The organism is Streptomyces lomondensis (assembly GCF_014651035.1).
Lineage (GTDB): Bacteria > Actinomycetota > Actinomycetes > Streptomycetales > Streptomycetaceae > Streptomyces > Streptomyces lomondensis.
Genome location: NZ_BMWC01000009.1, coordinates 266417 through 290755, shown reverse-complemented (window position 1 = coordinate 290755; position 24339 = coordinate 266417). Strand labels below are relative to the sequence as shown.

The following is a 24339-nucleotide window of genomic DNA, read 5'->3' as shown; positions in this document are numbered from 1 at the left end:
TCCCCGGGCCGTTCTGCTGCACTGCACGGGACGACGACGTCGCCGAGTCCCGAGGAGCTTCAGATGCGCACTGCGTCCATGTCCCCCCAGTCCGGAACGCCTCTCTCTCCGAAGGACATGACGCTTCGTGCAGTTGCTCAACCTTGGAATTCTCGCCCATGTCGACGCCGGTAAGACCAGCCTGACCGAGCGGCTGCTCCATTCGGCCGGGGTGATCGACGAGATCGGCAGCGTCGACGACGGGAACACCCGCACCGACACCCTGGCGCTGGAGCGGCAGCGCGGCATCACCATCAAGTCCGCCGTGGTCTCCTTCCCGCTCGACGGCGTGACGGTCAACCTCATCGACACCCCCGGTCACCCGGACTTCATCGCCGAGGTGGAGCGCGTGCTCGGCGTGCTGGACGGTGTCGTCCTCGTCGTCTCCGCCGTCGAAGGGGTGCAGGCGCAGACGCGGGTGCTGATGCGGACGCTCCGGCGGCTGCGCATCCCGACGCTGCTCTTCGTCAACAAGATCGACCGGCGCGGGGCACGCCACGAGGAGGTGCTGCGGGAGATCTCGGCCCGGCTGACACCCGCGATCGTGCCCATGGGCACCGCCACCGGCCTCGGCACCCGCGCGGCCCGCTTCGTCCCCGGGCCCGGACCGGCCGCCGCCCTGGACGTCCTCGCCGACCACGACGACGCCCTGCTGTCCGCGTACGTCGAGGACACCGTCACGGACACCCTCCTGCGCAGGGCCCTGGCCGCCCAGACCCGTCAGGCCCTGGTCCACCCGGTGTACTTCGGCTCCGCCGCCACGGGCGCCGGTGTCGACGCGCTCCTGGCCGGCGTCGGGGAACTGCTCCCGGCGGCCGACGGGGACCCGGACGGGCCGGTCTCCGGAACCGTGTTCAAGGTCGAGCGGGGCCCGGCGGGGGAGAAGGTCGCCTACGCCCGGATCTTCTCCGGCACCCTGCGCGTCCGCGACCGCATCCCCTGCGGAGCGGACGGCGCCGAGGGCCGGGTCACCGCGATCAGCGTCTTCGGCCACGGCACGGCCACCCCCGCGGACGCCGTCGTCGCCGGTCAGATCGCCCGCCTCACCGGTCTCGGCGACATCAGGATCGGCGACGCCCTCGGCGAGCCCCGCAAGGCGTACGAGCACGTCTTCGCCCCGCCCACCCTGGAGACGGTCGTCGTCCCCGGCCCGGGCACGCACCGGGGCGCACTCCACCTCGCGCTCGCCCAGCTCGCCGAACAGGACCCGCTGATCGGCCTGCGCCACGACGAACGGCGGCAGGAGACCTCCGTGTCCCTCTACGGCGAGGTGCAGAAGGAGGTCATCCAGGCCACCCTCGCCGAGGAGTACGGCCTCGACGTCACGTTCCGCGAGACCACGCCGCTGTGCGTCGAACGGCTCGTCGGCACCGGACACGCCGTGGAGTTCAACAAGAAGGACGAGAACCCGTTCCTCGCGACGGTCGGTCTGCGCGTCGAGCCCGCACCGGCCGGGTCGGGCGTCGCCTTCCGGCTGGAGGTGGAGCTCGGATCCATGCCGTACGCCTTCTTCAAGGCCGTGGAGGACACCGTGCGCGAGACCCTCGACCAGGGCCTGCACGGCTGGCAGGTCCCCGACTGCCTGGTCACCATGACGCACAGCGGCTACTCGCCCCGCCAGAGCCACGCCCACCAGGGCTTCGACAAGAGCATGTCGAGCACGGGCGCCGACTTCCGCGGCCTGACCCCGCTGGTGCTCGTCGAGGCGCTGCGGCGGGCCGGGACCCGGGTCCACGAGCCGATGCACCGCTTCCGTGTCGAGGCCCCGGCGGACACCCTCGGCGCCCTGCTGCCGGTCCTGGCCGGGCTCGCGGCCGTACCCGAGACGACGCGGAACCGGGGGGACGTCTGCGTCCTCGAAGGCACCGTGCCGGCGGCCCGGGTGCACGCCCTCGAACAGCGGCTGCCGGGGCTCACCCGGGGCGAGGGCGAGCTGGAGAGCGCCTTCGCTCACTATGCGCGGGTCACGCACGGCACGGTCCCCGAGCGCCCGCGTACCGACCACAACCCGCTGAACCGGAGGGAGTACTTGTTGAACGTGACACGAAGAGTGGGCGGCTGAGGTGTGCGCGCCGGCCGAGCGGGAACTTACTCCAGAGTCAGGGGTGTTGACGGTGTCCTGAAATTACCGGACTGTAGTGGACATGCCGACTATCCGAGTGCGTCTGCTGGTTGTCCTGGCTGTCCTCTTCGGCTCCACGTCGGTGGCGGGCGTCCCGCCCGCCACCGCCGCGCCCCCGGCCGGCTCCCTGTGGTTCGACGACCCGACGGTCACCGTGCGGGGCGGCCGCTTCACCGACGCCCACGGCCGCGAGATCGTGCTGCGCGGCTACAACGTCTCCGGTGAGACCAAGCTCGCGGAGAACAAGGGCCTGCCCTTCGCCTCGGTCGCCGACGCCCGCAAGTCGGCGACCGCGCTGCGCGCCCTCGGCGGCGGCAACACCGTCCGCTTCCTGCTCTCCTGGGCGTACGCCGAACCCGAGCGCGGCCGGGTGGACACGGCCTACCTCGCCGCCGCCACCGACCAGATGAAGGCCTTCCTCGACGCCGGCATCCGCGTCTACCCCGACTTCCACCAGGACCTCTACTCCCGGTACCTGTTCGACGCCGACAGCTGGTACACCGGCGACGGCGCGCCCAAGTGGGCCGTGGACGCCGGGAACTACCCCGACGAGTCCTGCGGCATCTGCCTCTTCTGGGGGCAGAACATCACCCAGAACGAGGCCGTGAAGCGGGCGTCGTACGACTTCTGGCACAACGCCCACGGCGTGCAGGACGCCTTCCTCGCCACCGCCCAGAAGACCATGGACTACGTCCGGCAGCACGTGAGCGCCGACCAGTTCAAGGGCGTCGCGGGCTTCGACCCCTACAACGAGCCCCACGCCGGCGTCTACGACTCCGGGCAGACCAGCCGCGCCTGGGAGAAGGACGTGCTCTGGCCGTTCTACGAGAAGTTCCGCGCCCGCATGGACGCGGCCGGCTGGCGCGACAAGCCCGCCTTCGTCGAACCGAACCTGTTCTGGAACGCCAACCTCGACTTCCAGAAGCAGGAGGGCGGCCTGCTGGACGCCGGCAAGCTCGGACCGCGCTATGTGTTCAACACCCACTTCTACGACCAGAAGGCCATCTCCGGCGTCTTCATGTGGGGCAAGGCGGCCGACGGCCAGTACGTGAACGACTTCCGCACGGTCCGCGACCGGGCCGCCGCCGCGCAGACCGCCGCCGTGGTCAGCGAGTTCGGGCATCCCCTGGCGGGCAACGTCTCCGACAAGGCGCCGACCGTCCTCAAGGGGATGTACCAGGCCCTCGACTCCCGCCTGAAGGGAGCCGACTGGTGGTCCGACCCGGCGGCCTCCGGGCCGGTCCTCTCCGGCTCCCAGTGGCAGTGGGACATCTACAACGGCCGGCACCGCGAGCTGATGAACGGCAACCCAGACAAGGTGCTCACCGAGGGCGACGCCTGGAACGACGAGGACCTGTCCGCCGTACGCCTCGACGACTCGGGCAAGCCGGTGCTGCGCCAGGACGCCCGGCTGCTGGACCGCCTCTACCCGAGCGCCACGGCCGGTACGACCGTCGGCTTCACCTACGAGGACCGCTCCCGGGACGGCTCGACGACCCTGACCTGGAACCCGGTGCCGAGTTCGCTGCCGAACGTGCAGCGGCTGGTGGGGTCCGGGCAGTACGGGCTGCTGCTGTGGCGCTCGAACGGCGGCTCGGCGCCCACCGAGCTGCATCTGCCGGCGAGCTTCCCGACCGCGTCCACCACGGTCGTCTCCGACCTGGGCACGGTCCACGCCCCGCCGGCGTACACCTCGACGACCCCGGTCGGCGTGGCCGAGGAGCCGGGCGGCACGGGAAGCCGCCGCCTGCTGCTCACCGCGCCGGACTCGAACGTCCTGCACTACGCGCTGGTGACCAACGGGGCGACGGCTCCCCCGGCGGACCTGCTCGCCGCGGCCCGCTCCGAACTGGCGGCGTGGGCCGCGAAGGAGGTCAGCTAGCGGACGGCCCGGTCCAGCCGGCCGCCACGTGACCCAGCCGTACCCGCTGCGGGTGGTCGCCGACCGGCACGGACACGACCTTCTTGCCGGTGGCGAAGTCGATGGCCGTGACCTGGTCGGTGCCGCTCTCGGAGACGACGCAGGACCTGCCGTCACCGCTGACCGTGGCCCAGTAGGGCTTGGAGGCGGTGACGAGCGGGCCCTCCTTGAGGGTGGCGCGGTCGACGACCGTGGCGTAGTCGTCCATCGTGCCCGCGACGCACAGCTTGCGGCCGTCCGGGCTCATCGAGATGCCGTGGTGGCGGGAGTCGTTGACGAACGTGGTGCGGTCGTCGCTGGTCGCCGGGTTCTTCGGCAGCGTCTTCGTCCGGGTGATCTTGTCCGTGGCGAGGTCGTACTCGAAGAAGCCGTTGAAGAACGACACCTGGAAGTACAGCTTCGACTCGTCCGGCGAGAACACGGCCGGCCGGACGGCGTCGGAGTGGTCCTTCAGACCGAGCGCGTCCAGATGCGGGCGCATGTCGATGACCTTGACCTGCTTGTACGTGCTCGCGTCGACGACCGTGATGCGCCGGTCGCCCTTCGTCCAGTCCAGCCAGGGCGCGTCGGTCTGCGTGTTCACGTCGCCGATCGCCATGTTGTAGATGTACTTGCCGTCCTGGGTGAAGATGTTCTCGTGCGGCTTGTCACCGGTGGCGAACCTGCCCAGCTCCCTGCCCGTGACGATGTCCAGCACGTGCACGGTGTTCGAGGTCGACGCCGACACCGCGACCCGCTTGCCGTCCGGGGAGACGGCCATGTGGTCGGAGCGGTAACCGGTCACGGGGAAGCGCCAGTTGATGTCGCCGGTGGCCAGATCGATGGACACGACGTCGGCGAAGCTCGGCCGGGACACGACCATGGAGCCGCCGTCCGGCGTGGAGTACATGTCGTCGACGAACTGGTCGTGGCCCTCGCCGACACTGTTGCGGATCGCCATGAAGTAGATCCACTTGATCGGATCGGCGTTGATCTCCGCCATCCGCTCGTCCTTGTCGGGGATGACGTTGATGCGGCCGATCTTCCCGAAGTCACCGGACGATCTGATGACATCGGCCGTGCCGTCCCAGTTGTTGCCCACGAACATCACCTCGCGCAACGCGGCGGCGGCGCCCGGGGTGGCCGCCTGGGCGGCGGTCGCGGGGACGGTGGCGGTCAGGGCGAGGGCGGCGCCCAGGGAGCACAAGTGCCGTCGTCGGAAGACGGGCATGGCTGATCCCTCCTCTGCGGTGGGGTGAGGAATCTGAACACACGTGCTTTCAGAGTCAACTTACTGAAAAGTAAGGAAGGGGTGGCCTTCTCCACAAGACCACGTGCACGACAAAATCAGTGTTCGAACAACGAAAGGGGAGCCGGTGCCGGGCAGACTCAAAGCGCCGACCGGCCGCTACGGCGGCAAGACCGCCCAGGAGCGGCAGGCAGAGCGGCGCCGGAGGTTCCTCGACGCCGCGCTCCAACTGTTCGGCGACACCCCCGGCTTCCGCGCCACCACCGTCGCGGCGCTCAGCGAGGCGGCCGGGCTGTCCACCCGACAGTTCTACGAGGAGTTCCGCACCCTGGAGGACGTGCTCGCCGCGCTGCACCTCCAGGTCAACGGCTGGGCCGAGGCGGCGGTGCTGGAGGCCGCCGCCGGCGCGGCGGACCTGCCGCTCGTCGAGCGCGCCACCGCGATCTTCCGCGCCTACGCCGGGAACGTCGCCGCCGATCCGCGCCGGATCCGCATCACCTTCGTCGAGATCATCGGCGTCAGCCCGCGCCTGGAGGAACAGCGGCTGGCCCGCCGCGCGGGCTGGATCGACCTCATCTGCGCCGAGGCCGAGGCGGCCGCCGCGCGCGGGGAGGCGGCACCCCGCGACTACCGCCTCGCGGCGACGGGCTTCATCGGCAGCGTCAACGGCCTGCTGCACGACTGGAGCGCCGGCTGGGTCGACGCCACGCTGGACGAGGTCGTCGACGAACTGGTCCGGCAGCTGCTGGGGATCCTCCGGCCGCCGGGATGGGCTCCGCGGAGCTGAGTCAGACCCGGAGGTGCGCGCGCCCGCTCGCCTGCGCCCCGGGAAAGGCCCGCCGGTAGTCCCCGGGCGACACGCCGAGGTGCTTGAGGAAGTGGTGGCGCAGGTTGTTGGCCGTGCCCAGGCCGCTCAGTTCGCCGACCTTCTCGATCGGCAGATCCGTCGACTCCAGCAGGGACCGGGCGCGCCCGAGCCGCTGGTCGAGGAGCCACTGGAGCGGGGTCGTCCCGGTGGCCGCCTGGAGCCGCCGGTAGAACGTGCGCGGGCTCATCGAGGCCCGGCGCGCCAGGTCCGCGACCGTCAGCGGCCGGTCCAGCCGGGCCCGCGCCCACTCCAGGACGGGGGCCAGCCCCTCGTCGTCGCCGGCCGGCACCGGCAGCTCGATGAACTGCGCCTGCCCGCCCGGCCGGTGGGCGGGCACCACCATGCGGCGGGCCAGCTGGTTGGCGACGTGCGCGCCGAGGTCGCGCCGCACCAGGTGCAGACACAGGTCGAGTCCGGCGGTCAGTCCGGCACTGGTGAGGACGTCGCCGTCGTCCACGTAGAGCACCGACGCGTCGACGTCCACCTTCGGGTAGCGCTCGGCCAGTTGGGCGGTGTGCATCCAGTGGGCGGTTGCGCGCCGCCCGTCGAGCAGCCCCGCCTCGGCGAGCGCGAAGGCGCCGGTGCACAGGGACACCATGCGGGCACCCGCCGCATGGGCGCGGCGCAGGGCGTCGGTCAGCTCCCGCGGCAGCGGCCTGCCTTCCTCGACGCACGGGTCGGGCACGGAGGGCACGATGACGGTGTCGGCGCCGACCAGATCGTCCAGCCCGTAGGGCGTGCGCAGACTCAGGCCCTGACCGGTCGCCTCCTCGGCCCCGGCCGCGCACAGTCTCAACTCGTACCAGGGATCGCCGAGATCGGGCTGCGGTGTGCCGAACACCGTGCAGGGGATGCTCAGTTCGTACAGATCCCACGAGGGGATCCCGATCTCCTCGGTGACCACCACGGCCACGGAACCGGCGCTCATGCCCCGAAGCGTATGGCAGGAATTTGGTGGAGGCCGTCACCACTGTCACTGTTCCGGATCTCCGCGCCCTGCGAGCGTGTTCGTACGTGATCACACGGCACGTACGAACACCCCTGTACACGCGAGGAGTCGCAGCATGACCGCACGACAGCAGGCCGTCACCGTCCTCGGACTGGGCTCGATGGGCTCGGCCCTGGCCGCCGCGCTGCTGGACCGGGGCCACCCGACCACGGTCTGGAACCGGTCCCCGGACAAGGCCCAGCCCTTGGTCGAGCGCGGCGCCTGCGCGGCCGCGACACCCGAGGCGGCGATCGCCGCCGCCCCGCTGGTCATCGCCTGCGTCCTGGACTACGAGGCGCTGCGGACCGTCGTCGACCCCGCCGCGGCGGCGCTCAAGGGCAGAACCCTGGTCAACCTCACCTCCGGCTCTCCCGAGCAGGCCCGGGAGGCCGTCGCGTGGGCGGGCTCCCACGGGGCCGACTACCTCGACGGCGCCATCATGACCACCCCGCCCGGCGTGGGCGACCCCGCCATGATGTTCCTCTACAGCGGCTCCCAGGAGCTCTTCGAGACCCACCGCCCCATTCTGGCGGCCCTCGGCGACCCCCTGTACCTGGGCGCCGACCCGGGCCTCGCCTCCCTCTACGACGCCGCCCTGCTCGGCCTGATGTGGTCCACCATGACCGGCTGGCTGCACGGCACCGCGCTGGTCGGCGCGGAGGGCACGGCCGCGACCGACTTCACTCCTGTCGCGATCCGCTGGCTGACGGCCGTGGCGGGCTTCCTCACCACGTACGCGCCCCAGGTGGACGCCGGCCGCTACCCGGGCGACGACGCCACCGTCGACGTGCAGATCGCGGCCATCGGCCATCTGATCCACGCGGCGGCGGCCCGGGGCATCGACAACGCCCTCCCCGAACTGCTGAAGACCGCGATGGAGAAGGCGAGCGCCGCGGGCCACGGACAGGACAGCTACGCCAGCCTGATCGAGGTGCTGCGCTCCGCGCCGGGGGACTGAGCGGGCCGGCCCGACGCGACCCACGGGCTCACCGGGCTGCCGGTCTACTCGTCCCAGGCCTGCACCAGCGTCTGCTCGGCGATCTTGCCGTTCCGCAGCGAGAGCATCGACTCGGACAGGACGCGCACGCCGTCCGCGTACTCGCAGCTCTCGCTGTAGGCGGCCTCGTCGCCCTGGATGACGCACCGCTCCAGCTTGTGCGTCATGTCGCGGCTGTAGACGTCCTCCAGCATCCGCCCGATCTCGTCCCGGCCGTGCAGGACCTTGGGGTGGCTGGGCTGGGTCATGTGGTCCACGATGCGGAACTTCGCGTCGTCGGCGTAGAGCGAGAGCAGGATGTCCGGGTTCTCCCCTTCCAAGCCCCGGCGAAGTGTCTCTCTGTCGAAGGCTGGCTCTGCGGCGGTTCCCATGATGACCTCCTTCGAAGGGCCTCTCCTCCCGAGCCTCCACCCGCCCGGCGGGCTCGGCAAGCGCAGGGGACGCTGGGCCTGACGGGTGAGCGGGGCCGCACGCCCGTGTCCGCCGAGGCCCCGCCGGCGTTGCGATAGGCAGGATCTCAACACGACGTATCGTCGCCGCCGTTGGTCTCGCCGCGAGTGTCACCGGCCTCGCCGCGCCGATGGCGAACGCGGCCGACGCCGAAGCGAAGAGCCCGCTCAGCCCGATGGCCACGCTCGACTCGCTGACCGTCAGCGACATCCCCGCCGAGCACAAGGACGAGATCCCGCGGCCCTCCTCCCAGCTGGCCGGCCTGAACCGCCTCAACGACCTCAACCAGCTGAACCAGGTCGTCGGCCTGGTCGCCCCGGTGTTCGGCCTTGTTCCGAACGTCCGCTGACGGCCGCGCGCCGCGTGAGGGCTGCCCGGATCGGGCAGCCCTCACCCACGTCCGGGGTCAGTCCGCAGCGGCCAGGAACTGCGTCGCCGCCAGCTCCGCGTAGAGCGGGTCGGCCGTCACCAGCTCGCGGTGGGTGCCGACGGCCCGGACCCGGCCCGCGTCCATCACCACGATCCGGTCGGCCATCGTCACGGTCGACAGCCGGTGCGCCACCACCAGCACCGTGGTCGTGCGGGCCACGTCGGCCACGGTGTCGCGCAGCGCCGCCTCGTTCACCGCGTCCAGCTGCGAGGTGGCCTCGTCGAGCAGCAGCAGCCGGGGGCGGCGCAGCAGCGCCCGGGCGATGGCGACCCGCTGCTGCTCACCGCCCGACAGCTTGGTGCCCCGGTGCCCGACCAGCGTGTCCAGACCGGCGGGGAGCTTCGCGACCAGCCCGTCGAGACGGGTCGTCTTCAGCACCCGCGCCAGGGCGTCGTCGTCCGCCTCCGGATTGCCCAGCAGCAGGTTCTCCCGCAGCGAGCCCGACAGGACCGGCGCGTCCTGCTCCACGTAGCCGATCGCGGCGCGCAGCTGCGGCAGCTCCCAGTCGGCCAGGTCCCGGCCGTCCAGCCGGATCACGCCGGAGTCGGGGTCGTAGAACCGCTCGATCAGCGAGAAGACGGTGGTCTTGCCCGCGCCGGACGGGCCCACGAACGCCGTCATGCCCTGCGCGGGCACGGTGAACGTCACGCCGTGGTGGACGTACGGCAGGTCCTCGGCGTAGCGGAAGCGGACGTCCTCGAAGGCCAGCTCCGCCGGGCGCGTACCGGGGGAGGGCAGCGGCGCGGACGCGGCGGCCGGCTCGGCGGGCAGCCGCAGCGCCTCCTGGATGCGGGTGAGGGCCGCCGCGCCCGTCTGGTACTGCGTGACGGCGCCGACGACCTGCTGTATCGGCGACATCAGGTAGAAGACGAACAGCAGGAACGCGACCAGCGTGCCCACGTCGATCGCGCCGGTCGCGACGCGCGCGCCGCCCACCGCGAGCACGGTGATGAAGGCGATCTGCATGGCGAGCCCCGCCGTGTTGCCCGCGGCCGCCGACCACTTGGCGGCCCGCACACTCTGCCGCCACGACTCCTGCGCCGCCTCGTGCAGCATGATCTCCTCCCGGTGCTCGGCACCGGACGCCTTCACGGTGCGCAGCGCGCCGAGGATCCGCTCCAGCGAGGCGCCCATGACACCCACCGCGTCCTGCGCCTGCCGGCTCGCCTTGTTGATCCGCGGCACGATCACACCGAGGATCACGCCCGCGCCCAGGATCACGGCCAGCGTGACGCCCAGCAGCACGGCGTCCACCAGGCCCATCATCACCACCGTCGCGACGAGCGTCAGACCGCCCGTGCCCAGGCCGACCAGCGAGTCGGTGGTGACCGCGCGCAGCAGGGTGGTGTCGGAGGTGATGCGGGCCATCAGGTCCCCGGGTTCGGTGCGGTCCACGGCCGTGATCCGCAGCCGCAGCAGATACGACGACAGGGCCCGCCGCGCGCCGAGCACCACCGACTCGGCGGTGCGCTGGAGCACGTACGAACCGAGCGCGCCCACCGCCGCGTTGGCCACGATCAGGGCCGACATCGCCAGCAGCGCCCCGGTGATGGCCCGGTCGTGCGCCAGGTCGTCGATGAGGCCCTGCGCCACCAGCGGCAGCAGCAGCCCGGTCGCCCCGGTGACCAGCGAGAGCGCGGCACCCGCGATCAGCGACCAGCGGTGCGGCCGTACGTATCCGAGGAGCTGCCGCCAGGGGGGTGGGGCGGTCTCGGTCTCTGCGATGCTCACGTCGCTCCTTCGGCGTCGGGCGGAGCGTTCAGGCTACGTCGGCGCCGACCCGCCCGGCCTGCCCTTTCACGGACAGCCAGGTGGCCGATCAGCGCCCCTTACCGATCAGTCGCACGTAGGGTCGGAGGGTACGAACCCCGGCCGACGAAGGAGTCAGCACCATGGCGCAGGAAGTACGCGGTGTGATCGCGCCCGGCAAGGACGAGCCGGTGCGGATCGAGACGGTTCTCGTGCCCGACCCCGGCCCGGGCGAGGCGGTCGTGCGCGTCCAGGCCTGCGGGGTGTGCCACACCGATCTGCACTACAAGCAGGGCGGCATCAACGACGACTTCCCCTTCCTGCTCGGCCACGAGGCCGCGGGCGAGGTCGAGGCGGTCGGCGACGGCGTCACCGACGTCGAGCCCGGTGACTTCGTCATCCTCAACTGGCGTGCGGTCTGCGGGACCTGCCGGGCGTGCCTGCGCGGGCGGCCCTGGTACTGCTTCGACACCCACAACGCGAAGCAGAAGATGACCCTCACCGACGGGACCGAGCTGTCCCCGGCCCTCGGGATCGGCGCCTTCGCCGAGAAGACCCTGGTCGCCGCCGGGCAGTGCACCAAGGTCGACCCGGCCGTCGCCCCGCAGGTGGCCGGCCTGCTCGGCTGCGGTGTGATGGCCGGCATCGGCGCCGCGATCAACACCGGGAACGTCGGCCGGGGCGACACGGTCGCCGTCATCGGCTGCGGCGGCGTCGGGGACGCGGCCATCGCCGGGTCGCACCTGGCCGGAGCGGCGCGGATCATCGCCGTCGACATCGACGACCGCAAGCTGGAGACCGCGCGGACCATGGGCGCCACGCACACCGTCAACTCGCGGGAGACCGACCCGGTCGAGGCGATCCGCGAGCTGACCGGAGGCTTCGGCGCCGACGTCGTCATCGAGGCCGTCGGCCGCCCGGAGACCTACAAGCAGGCCTTCTACGCCCGCGACCTGGCCGGCACGGTCGTCCTGGTCGGCGTGCCCACCCCCGAGATGAAACTCGAACTGCCCCTGCTCGACGTCTTCGGCCGCGGCGGAGCACTGAAGTCGAGCTGGTACGGCGACTGCCTGCCCTCCCGGGACTTCCCGATGCTGATCGACCTGCATCTGCAAGGACGCCTGGATCTCGGGGCGTTCGTCACCGAGACCATTCAGCTGGACGAGGTGGAGAAGGCGTTCGAGCGCATGCACCACGGCGACGTCCTGCGCTCGGTGGTGGTGCTGTGATGACCACACGCGTCGAACACCTCGTCACCTCCGGCCAGTTCAGCCTCGACGGCGGCACCTGGGACGTCGACAACAACGTCTGGATCGTCGGCGACGACCACGAGGCGATCGTCATCGACGCCGCCCACGACGCCGACGCCATCGCCGAGGCCGTCGGAGACCGCCGGCTCACCGCCATCGTCTGCACGCACGCCCACAACGACCACATCGACGCCGCCCCCGCCCTCGCCGAGCGCACCGGGGCCACCATCTGGCTGCACCGCGACGACCTGCCGCTGTGGAAGCAGACGCACCCCGACCGGGAACCCGACGCCTGGCTGGTCGACGGCCAGGTCATCGAGGCCGGCGGCGCCGACCTGCGCGTCCTGCACACCCCGGGGCACGCGCCCGGCGCGGTGTGCCTGTACGACCCGGGGCTGGCCACCGTCTTCACCGGCGACACCCTCTTCCAGGGCGGCCCCGGCGCCACCGGCCGGTCCTTCTCGCACTTCCCGACGATCATCGACTCGATCCGCGACCGGCTGCTCACCCTGCCGCCGGAGACCACCGTCCGCACCGGCCACGGCGACTCCACCACGATCGGCGCTGAGGCCCCGCACCTGGAGGAATGGATCGCCCGGGGCCACTGATCGCGTGTCGCCGTAAAAGGCGACAGAAGATGTCCGGCTTACCCGTCACCCTGAGACCGTCACACAGTCGAGGGCACGGGAGGCCGGACATGTCAGCTCCGCTCAAGGGCAAGGTCGCACTGGTCGCCGGGGCGACCCGGGGCGCGGGACGAGGGATCGCCGTCGAACTCGGCGCGGCCGGCGCCACGGTCTACGTCACCGGCCGCACCACCCGCGAGCGCCGCTCGGAGTACGACCGGCCGGAGACCATCGAGGACACCGCCGACCTGGTCACCGAGGCCGGCGGCCGGGGCATCGCGGTCCCCACCGACCATCTCGACCCGGCGCAGGTCCGCGCCCTCGTCGACCGCATCGCGGACGAACAGGGCCGCCTCGACGTCCTCGTCAACGACATCTGGGGCGGCGAGCTCCTCTTCGAGTGGGACAGCCCGCTCTGGGAGCACGACCTCGACAACGGCCTGCGGCTGCTCCGGCTCGCCGTCGAGACCCACGCCGTCACCAGCCACCACGCCCTGCCCCTGCTGCTGCGCCACCCCGGCGGCCTGGTCGTCGAGGTCACCGACGGCACCGCCGAATACAACGGCGCCCACTACCGCGTGAACTTCTTCTACGACCTCGCCAAGGCGTCCGTCCTGCGCATGGCCTTCGCCCTGGGCCACGAACTCGGCCCGCGCGGCGCCACCGCCGTCGCGCTCACCCCCGGCTGGCTGCGCTCGGAGATCATGCTCGACACCTACGGCGTCCGGGAGGAGAACTGGCGTGACGCCCTGGAGCGCGTCCCCCACTTCGCCATCTCGGAGACCCCGCGCTACGTGGGCCGGGCCGTGGCCGCGCTCGCCGCCGACCCGGACGTGGCGCGCTGGAACGGCCGCTCCCTCTCCAGCGGCGGCCTCGCCCCGGTGTACGGCTTCACCGACCTCGACGGCAGCCGCCCGGACGCCTGGCGCTACCTCGTAGAGGTCCAGGACGCGGGCAAGCCGGCGGACACGACCGGTTACCGCTGACGGCGAGGCTCACCGACGGGCCCGCCGGGCCGGCCGTCACTCCCGCAGGTCGACGAAGCGGTCGAGCAGGGCGTCCAGCCCGGCGGCCAGGCCCTCCGGACCGCCCCGCTCGGCGAGGGCGGGGGCGGTCGCCCGGAGCCGGGGCAACTCCCGGAACGGCATGCGGTACAGACCGAGCCGGAAGGCGGGATCGGGCTCGTCGGGGTTGTCCACCATGGCCCGCAGCTCCACCGACACGTATCCGAGGACCCAGGCGGTGAAGGCACGCAGGACCGAGGCGGCGCGGGCGTCGTCGAGGCCCGCTTCCCAGAGGGCGCCGAGCACACGCTCCTGATCCCTGAGGACCGCCGGCGCCCTGCGGGCCAGCGGCACCTCGGTCATGCGCGTGATGATCAGCGGCGCGCCCTCGGGGTGGTCGAGGCAGACCTGGTAGGTGACGAGGGCGATGCGATGCAGTTCGGCCCGCCACTCGGGCGTCCCGGCCCGGGCGGCCGCTTCCGGGGCGGGGGCCCGGGCGAGACGGTCCTCCAGTTGCCGGAAGAGGGCCTCCACCACCCCGTCCAGCAGGGCGTTCTTGCCGGGCGCGTAGCGGTACAGGGACATGGCCTCCACGCCGAGTTCGGCCCCCACGCGGCGCATGGTCAGGGCGGCGAGGCCCTCGCGGTCGACCAGGTCGAGAGCGGTGGCGAGCACCCGCTCGCGGCTGAGCCTGCCGTGGCGGCCGTCGTCGTCGGCGCCCGGCCCCTCGTCGTGCACCATCACCTGCCCGGCCTCTCCAGTTCCCCCCAGACGACGAACCTATGGACGTACGAGCCGTCCCAGCCGCGGTCCGTGCACGTGATCAGCGTGATCCGGGCCTTGTCGGGCCGAACCCCCGGCTTGCCGGGGACGGGGAGAAGCACACCGACGTCGGAGGGCTCCACGACCTTGCTGTGGGTGACCCGGTAGGTGTAGGTCGTCCGCTGCCACTCGATGTCGATCGCGTCGCCCTTCTTCAGTTCCGGGAGCCGATGGAAGGGTTGCCCCCACCCGGTCCGGTGGCCCGCGACCGCGAAATTGCCCTTCTCACCCGGCTGTGCCGTCCCGGGGAAGTGCCCCGGGCCCTTTTCGAGTGCCTTCTGCGACACGCCCTCGACGATGACCGGTGCGTAGTGCGGGCCGAAGCGCGGAACGCGCAGCACCGCGAAAGCCTCTCCGTCGCGACGCGGAGCGGATTTCTCCTCCTCGACCGCGACGTCCCGTGGGGCGGCCGACTGCCGCAGTTCATTGCGCAGTGCCTGCTGGGTGTGGTCGTAGACGTCGTCGGACTGCCGGTCCTGAAGGATCTTGAAGCCGCCCAGGGCCAGTCCGGCGAGGATCAGGCCGAGACTCAGAAGACGGATCACCCTTCTCATACCCGACCTCCTGAAGGGCGGTGGGGCCACTGCCGTGGCCCCGCTCGGGCGACCTTCGTCAGGCGTCGTCCCTGATCTTGCGCGGGATCAGCCGCAGGGCGGCGCAACCCGCCGCGACCAGCACGAAGACGACGATCCAGAACCAGACACTCCCGGGGCCGCCGGTGACCGGCAGCAGCCCCGCGCCGCTGGTCCCGCCTGCTGTGGTGCCCGCGCCTACATAGTTCGCCATGACCTTGTCCTTTCTCTGTGCGGGTTTTCTTCTGTGAGTCGTTCGTGTTCACCAGCTGCGGTCCCTTCGCAGGGCCGTGTCCGCGAGGGCGCGGACGTGGACGCCCTGGAGGAACAGGTCGTAGCACCACTCGGGGAGCACCAGCATCGAGGCGACCGATACACGCCAGCCCCGCGATTTCACGGTGATCGCGCGCTCGATGGCGTAGAAGCCCGTGAAAGCGATCCAGAACGGAGCGATTCTCATGCCCGAGCCGGCAGCGAGGAACCAGATCACGGAACCCACGTAGGCAGCGGAGACGGACGCTCCGAGGAAGGCCACGACCTGCCGGGCCCAGCCTTCCGCGGTGTAGCGGGTGAGGCCGTAGTCGATCAGGTTCTCCAGCGCGCCGCGCTTCCAGCGGAGCCGCTGCTTGGCGAGGGCTCTCCAGGTCTCCATGACCTCGGCGGTCATGGTCGCCCGCGACGGGGCGACGATGCGGTAGTGGAGGTGCTTCAGAGCCAGTGTGAGCTCGTTGTCCTCCGTCAGCGCCTTCGTGTCGTAGACGCCTTGGGCCGGAGGGAGGCGGCCTGATGCGCGCGCCGCGAGGACGTCCTTCGGGCGCCGGCCCGGAAGAGACAGGCCGTGCCGGTCAGGCACAGCACCTTGCCTCTCTTGTGCGCCGTGTCCCGTGCGTACCGGGCGTACTCGTTGCGCTGGAACGCCCCGCAGAGTCTGCCGCCGGAACGGCCGCGGAAGTTCCCGCCGACAGCGCCGTAGCCCTGCGCCATCTTCTTGAGGGTGACCTCGATGAAGTGAGGGTCCAGGTAGGTGTCGGCGTCCTGGACGAGGATCGCGTCCTGATCGGAGACCTCCGGCAGCAGCCCAGGGCCCCGTTGAGGTTGCCGGCCTTCTTGTACCGGTTGCCGGCCGAATGCCAGACCTCGGCCCCCGCCTCGTGGGCGATCCGCTGGAGCTCCGCGGTCCGCCCGCTCTCCTTGTGCGGGTCGAGCGTCACGACGACGCGGTCCGCCGGACGCGTCTGCCGGAGCGGCGCCGCCAGCACCTGCGGGAGCGAGTCCACCTCCCGGTAGGCCGGCACGAGCACGGTCACCCGAGGTGGTGCTGTGGGCGGGGACGTCTCGATCATCACATGCTCCGACGTGCCTGGAGAATCAGTACGTGATGTACGTAAGTTCACTTTGTAAGCCTATGCGTGCAACTTACGGGCGGTGCTGTCGCATGGGGAATGTCACTGTTCCGTCCCGGCGCGGCCGAGCGCACAACCGGAACCGCCGCACGTCCGTCTAGTTGGCAGACATCGCAGACCACTTCCGCGAAAGGGCATGACCAGCCATGGGGGACGTACGCAGACGGGGTGCCGTCACACTCGGGATCACCGCACTGGTGGCACCGCTCACGCTCGCGCTCGGCGCCACACCGGCCGCGGCCGCGAGCTGCACCACGCAGACCGGCCCGTACCAGAAGCAGGTGGAGAAGTTCCTGGGCCGCCCGGTCGACGGCAAGCAGTCCGCCGCCGACTGCAAGGCGATCCGCGCCTTCCAGACCAAGCACGGCATCTCTCCGAACATCGGTTACGCCGGTTCCGTCACCTGGGGGGTGATGGACCTGATGCTGAAGCAGAAGGCCGTCGGGACGAACCCCAACAAGGACGGCAAGTGCCCGGTGAACAAGGGCCGGATCGCCTGTGTGAACCTGAGCCTCCAGCTGAGCTGGATCCAGGACGGCAAGAAGCTCGTCTACGGCCCCGTCCCGGTCCGCACCGGCCGCGACGGCTACGAGACCCGCACCGGCCTGAAGAAGATCTACTGGCGCAACATCGACCACGTCTCGTCCATCTACGACGTGCCGATGCCCTACGCCCAGTTCTTCGACGGCGGCCAGGCCTTCCACTCGGTCGGGGTCAGCATGTGGAACCCGCCGGGCTCGCACGGCTGCGTCAACATGACCAAGACCGACGCCAAGAAGTACTGGTCGCTGCTGAAGAAGAACGACGACGTCTTCGTGTACGGCCGCAAGCCGGGCACCTGATCCAGGCACCCGGCTCGGACCTGCCCGTTACTGCGGCGCGTCCCCGAAGTCCGGGATCTCCAGCCGTACCCCGCCCTGCCGCGCAGACTCGTGCGCGATGATGCCCGGCAGGGTGTAGCGGGCGGCCACCCAGGCGTTCACCGACGGCAGGCTGCGGTCGTTCACCGCGGTCACGAAGTCGTCCACCAGGAAGTGGTGGCTGCCCTCATGGCCGTTGTGGAGATGGTCGAACTCCCGCGGCAGCCGCGCGCGGTCGTGCACGGGAGCCGAGCCGGAGGTGAAGGCGGCCCGCAGTTCCGGCGCGATGTGCTGGAGCGACGGGTCGTCGGGAGACATGGTGGGCTTGGGCTCCAGCAGCTCGCTGATGTCCTTCACCCCCTGCTTGTCCTGCCACAGGGCGACCGTGGCGAGCTGCTCCATGCTCGCCTCGGTGCCGAAGAAGCGGAAGCGGGACTCCCGTATGTGCGAGGGGTAGCCGACCCGCCGGAACTCGTTGGTACGGAACGAGCCGCCGCCCGCCACCTCGAACAGCGCGGTGGCGTTGGAGAAGTCGTTGCCGAACTGGCTGATCTCCTTGTCGAAGACGCCGTCGCCCCGGTCGTCGACGACACCGATCGCCGACACGCTGACCGCGTGCGTCTTCCAGGCGCCCAGCACGCCGCCGACCGCGTGCGTCGGGTACAGCAGCGGCGGATAGCTGGCGGTCGCCTTCCAGTTCTCGCCGCCGCTGTACTGGTACGCCTCGTAGAAGCCCAGGTCCATGTCGTGGACGTAGTCGCCCTCGGCGTAGAACAGCCGCCCGAAGGCGCCCTCGGCGATCTGGTTGCGGGCGTGCACCGTCGCCGGGTTGTACTCGCTGGTCTCGCCCATCATGTACGTCAGCCCGGTGGCCTTGACCGCGTCGATGATCGCCGCGATCTCCTCCGTGCTGATCGCCATGGGCACCGCGGAGTACACGTGCTTGCCGGCGTTCAGGCCCTGGAGTACCAGCGGACCGTGCGTCCAGCGCTGCGTGAAGATCGCGACCGCGTCGACGGCCGGCGACTCGAGCATCGCCTCGTACGACGGGAAGGTGCCCGCCAGCCCCTGGGCGGCGGCGAGTTGCTCGGCCCGCTCGGGCAGCAGGTCGGTGACGTAGACGTCCCGGACGCCGGGATGGGCCTGGAACAGGGTGGCGAACTGGCCCGAGAACTGCCCGGCGCCGACGATGCCGATGGAGAACGTCATGTGAGGCGTGCCCTTCACTGGTGGGGGATCACTGCGAGAGGATCAGGTTGATCTGTTCGTTCGTCTGGTCGAGGCTGCTGACCGGCTTGCCGTTGCCGTAGATGTCCTCCATCGCGGGCATCATGAGCGCCGTCATGTCCGCCGAGTAGCTGGCGATCGGGTACGAGAACGTCCGGAAGTTCTTCTTGTCGGCCACGGGCTCGGTGAACGACGAGACGTCGATGCCCTTCTTCCGGTACGCGGCGACGGCCGCCTCGGTCCCCGCCTTGGTGGCGGGGAAGACGACGCCGTAACCGCCGACGACCTTCTGGCACTTGTCCGAGGCCAGATACGCCACCCACTTCTTGGCGCCCTCCTTGTTCTTGGAGGCCTTGGTGACGGAGTCGGCGAGGCCGTTCATCATGGTGGCGCGCTTGCCGGTCGGCCCGACCGGCGTCAGGGCGGTCTTGATGTCCCGCCCCTTGAAGCCCGCGTAGGACGAGATCATCCAGGCCCCGTCGAACGCGGTGGCGGCCTTCCCGGCGGCGATCTGCGTGTTCGCCTGGTTGGACTGGACGTTGTAGTCGGACAGCGGCGGCATGTAACCCTTCTCCGCCAGGCCGAAGTACCACTTGATGACCGACTGGAAGACCTTGCTGTCGTACTGGTACTTCGTGCCCCAGCGCGGCTTGTCCAGGTAGCTCCAGCCGGCGGACGCGGCGAAGTTGCTCCACTGGGTCTGGCCGTCGCCGAAGCCGCCGCCGTTGGTGGCCAGGCCGTACACCTTGACGTTGTTCTTGTCGAAGCCCGGCTCGTCGCCCCGCTTGCCGTTCCTGTCGATCGTGAGGCGCGCGACGGCCTTCTCGAAGGAGCCGCCGTCCTTCGGGTTCCAGGAGAGGTTGTTCAGCTCGTCGGCGGTGAGACCGGCGTCCTTCGTCATCTTCTCGTTGTAGAACAGCGCGACCGTGTCCCAGTCCTTGGGGGCGCCGTAGCGGTGGCCGTCCTTGCCGACCCAGTTGGCGGCCAGGCCCGGCTGGTAGTCGGAGTCCTCGATGCCCAGGTCGTCGAGCGGTTCGAGGACCTTCAGGTCGGCGTACTGGCCGAAGTTCTGGATGTGGTCGGTGAACACGTCCGGCTGGGTGCCCGCGATGAACCCGGCGGTGAGCTTGGTCCAGTAGTCCGACCAGCCCAACTGGGTGATCTTCACCTTCAGTCCGGGGTTCTCCTTCTCGAACCCCTTCGCGCAGGCCTGGTAGGCGGGCAGCTGGTTGGCGTCCCACAGCCAGTACGTGACCGTGTTCGCGGAGGATCCGGCGGCACCCTGCTGCGCGCATCCGCTGACCAGGGACAGCGCCAGCGCTCCGGCCGCCGCGACGAGCGTACGAATTCGCATCACAGTCCCCTTACTTGATGCCGGTGAAGCCGATGGAGCTGACGATGCGCCGGGCGAAGCAGGCGAACAGCACCAGCATCGGCAGCGCGGCGATGAGCGTCGCGGCCATGAGCCCGGACCAGTCCACGCCGGTCGCCGGGGTCTGCGCCCGGAAGATCGCCAGCGCCACGGTCAGCACGCGCGAGCTGTCGCTGTACGAGACCATCAGCGGCCAGAAGTAGTCGTTCCAGGAGGTGATGTACGTCAGCACGCCCAGCGTGACGATCGGCGTGGACGCCATCGGCAGCACCACCCGGAAGAAGATCTTGACCTTCCCGGCGCCGTCGAGCAGCGCCGCCTCCTCCACCTCCTTGGGGATGTTCATGAAGAACTGGCGCAGGAAGAACACCGCGAACGGCGTCATGAACATGGTGGGCAGCGCGATGCCGAGGAGCGTGTCGACCAGGTGGAGCTGCTTGATGAGCACGAAGTTCGGCAGCAGCGTGAAGATGGCCGGCACCATCATCCCGGCCAGGAACAGCCCGAACACCTTGTCCCGCCCGCGCCACCGCAGCCGCGAGAAGGCGTACGCGGCCATCGCCGAGAAGAAGATCTGGCAGACGGTGATCAGGGTCGAGACGAGCACCGAGTTGAGCAGGTAGCGCCAGAAGTCCAGCCCGCCGCCCGCGCCGCCCTGCGCGATCGCCTCCTCGGCCGACTGCAGGCCGAGCGCCCGCTCGAAGCCGCTGGTGGTGAGGCCCACCGGCAGGGGGTTGGTGGGGTCGGCGTTCAGCCCCGCGTTGGTGGAGAGCGCGGTGCGCAGGATCCAGTAAAACGGCAGCAGGGTGATGAGGACGATCAGTCCCATCACGGTCCAGGCGACGGCCCGCCCGAAGGGGAACCTGCGCCGGGCCGGTCGCACATGCGTCGGCGTCGTTGTCGTCACGGCAGCCATGCCGGTGTCTCCCTTCCGTCAGCCGAGGTCGGTCCGGCCGGCCCGGGTGAGCCGGTACTGGAGGATGGTGATCGCGCTCAGCACGATGAGCAGGGCGACCGACATGGCCGAGGCGTAGCCGAACTGGAAGCGCCCGAAGGCCGAGCCGTAGATGTAGTACTGGAGCACGTTGGTCGCGTTCGCCGGACCGCCCGCGGTGGTCACGGCCACGGTGTCGAACACCTGGAACGACCCGATCACCGTCATGATCAGCACGACCGCGAGCACCGGCCGCAGCAGCGGCATGGTGATCCGCCAGAACATCCGCCACTCGCTCGCGCCGTCCACCCGGGCCGCCTCGTACATGTCGTTCGGGATCGCCTGGAGACCGGCGAACAGCAGCAGGGCGGTGTACCCGACGTGCCGCCACACGTTGATGAGCGCGATCGTCGGGATCGCCCAGGTCTCGTCGGCGAGGAACGGGATGCGGTCGACGCCGAGGGCGCTGATGATCTCGTTGCCGATGCCGAGCTGCGTGTCGAGGATCCAGAGCCAGACCAGACCGGCCACCACGTTCGACATCAGGTACGGCGTGAGCACGATGCCGCGCAGCATCGCCGACCGGGTCAGCCGCTGAAGGAGGACGGCGATGGCGAGCGCCGCGACCGTCTGGACGCCGATGTTGATGACGACGTACTCGACGGTGACCCACAACGAGTCCCAGAAGATGGGGTCGTTGACCATGCGGACGTAGTTGTCCAGGCCCACCCACTCGGCCGGCGTCAGCAGGTTGAAGCGGGTGAAGCTCAGGCAGATGCCCCGCAGCGTCGGCCAGAGCAGGAAGACCACGAAGCCGAGCAGCGCCGGCGCGATGAAGACCGCGGCCAGCCGCCCGTCCCCGCGGTTCTCGCCCACCTCGGTCCGGCGTGTCCTGGTCCTGCTGCGGGCCTCCGCCGCGCCGCCCGTGGGCAGACGCGACGGAGGACTGCTGGAGGCGATGGTCATCGGGAGACTCCCTCGCATGCGGCGGCTCGTCCTCTGGCGGGACTTACTTTTGGTGCGAAACAATTGCGCCGTCAAGAGTGGTGCAAACATCTTTTCGCAGGAACCACCATCGCCTTAGAGTGGTCATGTTGGTTTCAGGGCGAAAAAAAGGCGAGGGGGGTCGCAGCGAGATGACCGCAGGCATCGCCAGCTGGCCGCCGCTGAGCCCGGGTGAGCGCTCGGTGGCGATCGAGGTGCTCGTGCACGGTCCGCTGTCGCGCACCGAGCTCGCCCGCAGGCTGGGACTCTCGGCCGGTAGCCTCACCCGGCTGACCAAGCCGCTGATCGAGTCGGGGCTCCTGGTCGAGGTGGCCGAGGCGGGAGTGCCGGCGGAGGCCCGCCAGGGCCGCCCCTCGACACCGCTCGACGTCGTCGCCGACTCCTGGTCCTTTCTCGGCTTCAAGATCACCGAGGACATGGTCTACGGCGTCGTCACCACGCTCAGAAGCGAGATCGTCGCCCGCCACGACCGTCCGCTCACCACCCACGACCCCGCCGAAGTCGCCGATGTGCTCGGGGAGATGACCGCCGAGCTGACCCGCGACCACCCCCGGCTCGCCGGGATCGGCATCGGCGTCGGCGGCTTCGTCCAGGACCGCGCCGTCGTAGGCGAGTCCCCCTTCCTGCTGTGGCGGGATGTCCCGCTGGCCGAACTCGTCGAGGAGCGCACCGGGCTGCCCGTGGTCGTCGAGAACGACGTCGCCGCCCTGGTCGAGGCCGAGACCTGGTTCGGCGCCGGACGCGGCCTGGATCGGTTCGTCGTCCTCACCATCGGCGCCGGCCTCGGCTACGGACTCGTCCTGGGCGGCAGGCGGGTGCCCTACGCGGAGGAGGACCGCGGCTTCGGCCGCCACTGGATCGTGGACCCGAGCGGCCCGCTCACCCCGGACGGCCGGCGCGGCAGTGCCGTCTCGCTGCTGACCATCCCCAACATCCGCTACCAGATCCGGGCCGCCACGGGACGCGACCGGACGTACGAGGAGATCCTCGCGGCCGCCGCCGCCGGGGATCCGATGCCCGCCCGGGTGATCGACGAGGCGGCCCGCGCGCTGGGCACGCTCGTCGCGCAGATCTCCAACTTCGTGATGCCGCAGAAGATCCTGCTCGCGGGGGAGGGGGTCGGGCTGATGGACGTGGCCGGCAAGACGGTCGAGGAGACCGTCCGCGACAACCGGCACCCCCTGGCCGCCCCGGTCGAAGTGGAGACGAAGGTGTCCGATTTTCACGACTGGGCGCGCGGCGCGGCCGTCCTGGCCATCAAGGTGCTGGTGCTGGGATCGGCCGAAGCGTGAACAGGCTCACGTTTACTGGGAGATGGACGTGATCAGCAACACTGTCCGGAATGACCGTTTAACTCACGATTACTCACATCGTCTTCACCTCGGGCGACGTATGCTTCACATCATGTCCACCACTGTTGAATCCTCTTCCCGGCGGACGGCTGACGAGGTCAACGAGGAGATCCGGGCCCTGTGGCGCCGGTCGGGCGGGACACTGAGCGTCGAGCAGCGCGAGGAGTACCAGCGGCTCGTCCTGGAGTGGGCCGCCGCGGTCCCGCAGTCGCAGCCGGCGGCCTGAGCGTCATCCAGGTCCGCTGACGCATCGGACCCTCGTCCCGGGGCACCCCTGATCCAATGGGTGCCCTTCTCGCACTTTCCTCGGCCGTCGTCTACGGCATCGTCGACTTCACCGGCGGCCTGCTGTCCCGGCACATCCACCACGCCGCCGTCACCTTCCTCGGCCAGCTCGGCGGGCTGCTGCTCGCCTGCGCCGCCGCGCTCCTCCTGCCCGCCGACGCCGTCCGCACCGCCGACCTGCTGTGGGGGGCGCTGTCCGGCGTCGGCAGCGGCGTCGCCATGCGGTTCCTCAACCGCGGGCTGAGCCGCGGCGCGATGAGCGTCGTCGTTCCTGTGAGTGCCGTCACCGGTGTCGCGCTGTCGGTGCTGTGCGGGGTGCTCGTCCTCGGCGACCGTCCCGGAGCCGTGGCCTGGCTGGGCATCGCCGTCACGGTCCCCGCGTTGTGGTTCGTCGCCGGGGGCAGGGCCGACGCGGGCAAGGGCACGGCGGACGGACTGCTCGCCAGCGCGGGCGTGGCCGTGCAGTACCTCGCCCTCGGCCAGGCCGCCTCCGGGAGCGGCCTGTGGCCCGTCGCGGCGGGCCGTGTCGCCGCGGTCCTCGTCCTCCTGCCGGACGCCGCCCGCCACGTCCGCCGGCTGAAGCTGCCGCCGCTGCGCTGCCTCCAGGCCGTCCTCATCGGGGCCGGGGCGGCACTGGGCCTCGTGCTGTATCTGCTCGCCGCCCAGCGGCAGTTGCTGGCCGTGGCCGTCGTCCTCGCCTCCCTCTACCCGGCCCTCCCGGTCGTCCTCGGCCTCGCGCTCCTGCACGAGCGGATCAGCCGCCGCCAGATGATGGGCCTGCTGGGGGCGGGGGTCGCGACGGTGCTGCTCACCCTGGGGTGACCGGGACACGGGA

At 70.6% G+C, this 24339-nt stretch carries 25 protein-coding genes; 12 read left to right on the top strand and 13 right to left on the bottom strand.

Going from position 1 to position 24339, the window contains the following annotated elements:
• The first annotated feature begins 127 nt into the window (after positions 1-127).
• Both IE255_RS28260 and IE255_RS28255 read left to right on the top strand, forming a co-directional pair.
• Positions 128-2101, top strand: a complete 1974-nt coding sequence (locus IE255_RS28260) for an elongation factor G (protein ID WP_190053194.1) — start codon at positions 128-130, stop codon at positions 2099-2101.
• A gap of 82 nt (positions 2102-2183) precedes the next feature.
• Positions 2184-4043 (top strand): cellulase family glycosylhydrolase, encoded by a 1860-nt coding sequence (locus tag IE255_RS28255; protein ID WP_190053193.1) that lies wholly within the window; start codon positions 2184-2186, stop codon positions 4041-4043.
• Here IE255_RS28255 and IE255_RS28250 read toward each other — a convergent pair.
• Positions 4036-5292: a YncE family protein gene (locus IE255_RS28250; RefSeq protein ID WP_190053192.1), complete on the bottom strand. Its 1257-nt coding sequence runs from the start codon at positions 5290-5292 to the stop codon at positions 4036-4038. The genes IE255_RS28255 and IE255_RS28250 overlap by 8 nt on opposite strands.
• 145 nt (positions 5293-5437) lie before the next feature.
• On the opposite strand from IE255_RS28250, the gene IE255_RS28245 reads away from it, so the two are divergent.
• The gene (locus IE255_RS28245; RefSeq protein ID WP_190053191.1) at positions 5438-6097 is read left to right on the top strand and encodes a TetR/AcrR family transcriptional regulator; all 660 of its coding nucleotides are present in this window, start codon (positions 5438-5440) and stop codon (positions 6095-6097) included.
• A 1-nt stretch (position 6098) separates the two neighbouring features.
• Here the strand turns inward: IE255_RS28245 and IE255_RS28240 are convergent, their stop codons facing one another.
• Positions 6099-7085: a GlxA family transcriptional regulator gene (locus IE255_RS28240; RefSeq protein ID WP_443732522.1), complete on the bottom strand. Its 987-nt coding sequence runs from the start codon at positions 7083-7085 to the stop codon at positions 6099-6101.
• A 157-nt stretch (positions 7086-7242) separates the two neighbouring features.
• Here IE255_RS28240 and IE255_RS28235 point away from each other — a divergent pair, with 157 nt between their 5' ends.
• Entirely contained in the window at positions 7243-8124 is an 882-nt protein-coding gene (locus IE255_RS28235; protein WP_190053189.1) for an NAD(P)-dependent oxidoreductase, read from the top strand.
• A 44-nt stretch (positions 8125-8168) separates the two neighbouring features.
• Here IE255_RS28235 and IE255_RS28230 read toward each other — a convergent pair whose 3' ends face one another.
• Positions 8169-8534, bottom strand: a complete 366-nt coding sequence (locus tag IE255_RS28230; RefSeq protein WP_190053188.1) for a nuclear transport factor 2 family protein — start codon at positions 8532-8534, stop codon at positions 8169-8171.
• A gap of 143 nt (positions 8535-8677) precedes the next feature.
• Here IE255_RS28230 and IE255_RS28225 point away from each other — a divergent pair, with 143 nt between their 5' ends.
• Positions 8678-8962, top strand: a complete 285-nt coding sequence (locus tag IE255_RS28225; protein ID WP_190053283.1) for a hypothetical protein — start codon at positions 8678-8680, stop codon at positions 8960-8962.
• A 57-nt stretch (positions 8963-9019) separates the two neighbouring features.
• Here the strand turns inward: IE255_RS28225 and IE255_RS28220 are convergent, their stop codons facing one another.
• Positions 9020-10774, bottom strand: coding sequence for an ABC transporter ATP-binding protein (locus IE255_RS28220; RefSeq protein ID WP_190053187.1), 1755 nt, complete (start codon positions 10772-10774; stop codon positions 9020-9022).
• Positions 10775-10935: 161 nt separating this feature from the next.
• On the opposite strand from IE255_RS28220, the gene IE255_RS28215 reads away from it, so the two are divergent.
• The 3 genes from IE255_RS28215 (at position 10936) to IE255_RS28205 (ending at position 13654) form a co-directional block, all read left to right on the top strand.
• A complete protein-coding gene (locus IE255_RS28215) occupies positions 10936-12021 on the top strand; it encodes an S-(hydroxymethyl)mycothiol dehydrogenase (protein WP_190053186.1) in 1086 nt (361 codons plus the stop codon).
• Positions 12021-12650: an MBL fold metallo-hydrolase gene (locus tag IE255_RS28210; protein WP_190053185.1), complete on the top strand. Its 630-nt coding sequence runs from the start codon at positions 12021-12023 to the stop codon at positions 12648-12650. The genes IE255_RS28215 and IE255_RS28210 overlap by 1 nt, the downstream gene beginning before the upstream one ends.
• Positions 12651-12739: 89 nt before the next feature.
• Positions 12740-13654: an SDR family oxidoreductase gene (locus tag IE255_RS28205; RefSeq protein WP_190053184.1), complete on the top strand. Its 915-nt coding sequence runs from the start codon at positions 12740-12742 to the stop codon at positions 13652-13654.
• 36 nt (positions 13655-13690) lie between these two features.
• Here the strand turns inward: IE255_RS28205 and IE255_RS28200 are convergent, their stop codons facing one another.
• The 5 genes from IE255_RS28200 to IE255_RS40430 are packed head-to-tail and all read right to left on the bottom strand — an operon-like array spanning position 13691 to position 16071.
• Positions 13691-14413: a TetR/AcrR family transcriptional regulator gene (locus IE255_RS28200; RefSeq protein WP_190053183.1), complete on the bottom strand. Its 723-nt coding sequence runs from the start codon at positions 14411-14413 to the stop codon at positions 13691-13693.
• Entirely contained in the window at positions 14413-15048 is a 636-nt protein-coding gene (locus IE255_RS28195; protein WP_190053182.1) for a class E sortase, read from the bottom strand. The genes IE255_RS28200 and IE255_RS28195 overlap by 1 nt, the downstream gene beginning before the upstream one ends.
• A 58-nt stretch (positions 15049-15106) precedes the next feature.
• Entirely contained in the window at positions 15107-15280 is a 174-nt protein-coding gene (locus tag IE255_RS28190) for a hypothetical protein (RefSeq protein ID WP_190053181.1), read from the bottom strand.
• 48 nt (positions 15281-15328) lie between these two features.
• A complete protein-coding gene (locus tag IE255_RS28185; RefSeq protein ID WP_190053180.1) occupies positions 15329-15919 on the bottom strand; it encodes a glycosyltransferase family 2 protein in 591 nt (196 codons plus the stop codon).
• Positions 15805-16071 carry a glycosyltransferase family protein gene (locus IE255_RS40430; protein WP_372487575.1) on the bottom strand — a complete coding sequence of 89 codons (267 nt, stop codon included), beginning with the start codon at positions 16069-16071 and terminating at the stop codon, positions 15805-15807. The genes IE255_RS28185 and IE255_RS40430 overlap by 115 nt, the downstream gene beginning before the upstream one ends.
• A gap of 544 nt (positions 16072-16615) precedes the next feature.
• Here IE255_RS40430 and IE255_RS28175 point away from each other — a divergent pair.
• A complete protein-coding gene (locus IE255_RS28175; RefSeq protein WP_190053179.1) occupies positions 16616-17311 on the top strand; it encodes a L,D-transpeptidase family protein in 696 nt (231 codons plus the stop codon).
• Positions 17312-17338: 27 nt separating this feature from the next.
• Here IE255_RS28175 and IE255_RS28170 read toward each other — a convergent pair whose 3' ends face one another.
• Genes IE255_RS28170 through IE255_RS28155 form a run of 4 tightly spaced genes read right to left on the bottom strand, consistent with a single transcriptional unit; the run spans position 17339 to position 21828 of the window.
• Positions 17339-18538, bottom strand: a complete 1200-nt coding sequence (locus tag IE255_RS28170; RefSeq protein ID WP_190053178.1) for a Gfo/Idh/MocA family protein — start codon at positions 18536-18538, stop codon at positions 17339-17341.
• A gap of 28 nt (positions 18539-18566) precedes the next feature.
• Positions 18567-19910 (bottom strand): ABC transporter substrate-binding protein, encoded by a 1344-nt coding sequence (locus IE255_RS28165; protein WP_190053177.1) that lies wholly within the window; start codon positions 19908-19910, stop codon positions 18567-18569.
• 10 nt (positions 19911-19920) lie between these two features.
• Complete coding sequence (locus tag IE255_RS28160; protein WP_190053176.1) at positions 19921-20844, bottom strand: carbohydrate ABC transporter permease; 924 nt, start codon at positions 20842-20844, stop codon at positions 19921-19923.
• An 18-nt stretch (positions 20845-20862) separates the two neighbouring features.
• Positions 20863-21828, bottom strand: coding sequence for a carbohydrate ABC transporter permease (locus tag IE255_RS28155; RefSeq protein ID WP_190053175.1), 966 nt, complete (start codon positions 21826-21828; stop codon positions 20863-20865).
• 170 nt (positions 21829-21998) lie between these two features.
• On the opposite strand from IE255_RS28155, the gene IE255_RS28150 reads away from it, so the two are divergent.
• The 3 genes from IE255_RS28150 (at position 21999) to IE255_RS28140 (ending at position 24326) form a co-directional block, all read left to right on the top strand.
• Positions 21999-23159, top strand: a complete 1161-nt coding sequence (locus tag IE255_RS28150; protein WP_190053174.1) for an ROK family transcriptional regulator — start codon at positions 21999-22001, stop codon at positions 23157-23159.
• Between the two features lie 100 nt (positions 23160-23259).
• Complete coding sequence (locus IE255_RS28145) at positions 23260-23445, top strand: hypothetical protein (protein ID WP_190053173.1); 186 nt, start codon at positions 23260-23262, stop codon at positions 23443-23445.
• Positions 23446-23501: 56 nt separating this feature from the next.
• Positions 23502-24326 (top strand): EamA family transporter, encoded by an 825-nt coding sequence (locus tag IE255_RS28140; protein WP_190053172.1) that lies wholly within the window; start codon positions 23502-23504, stop codon positions 24324-24326.
• Positions 24327-24339 lie beyond the last annotated feature (13 nt).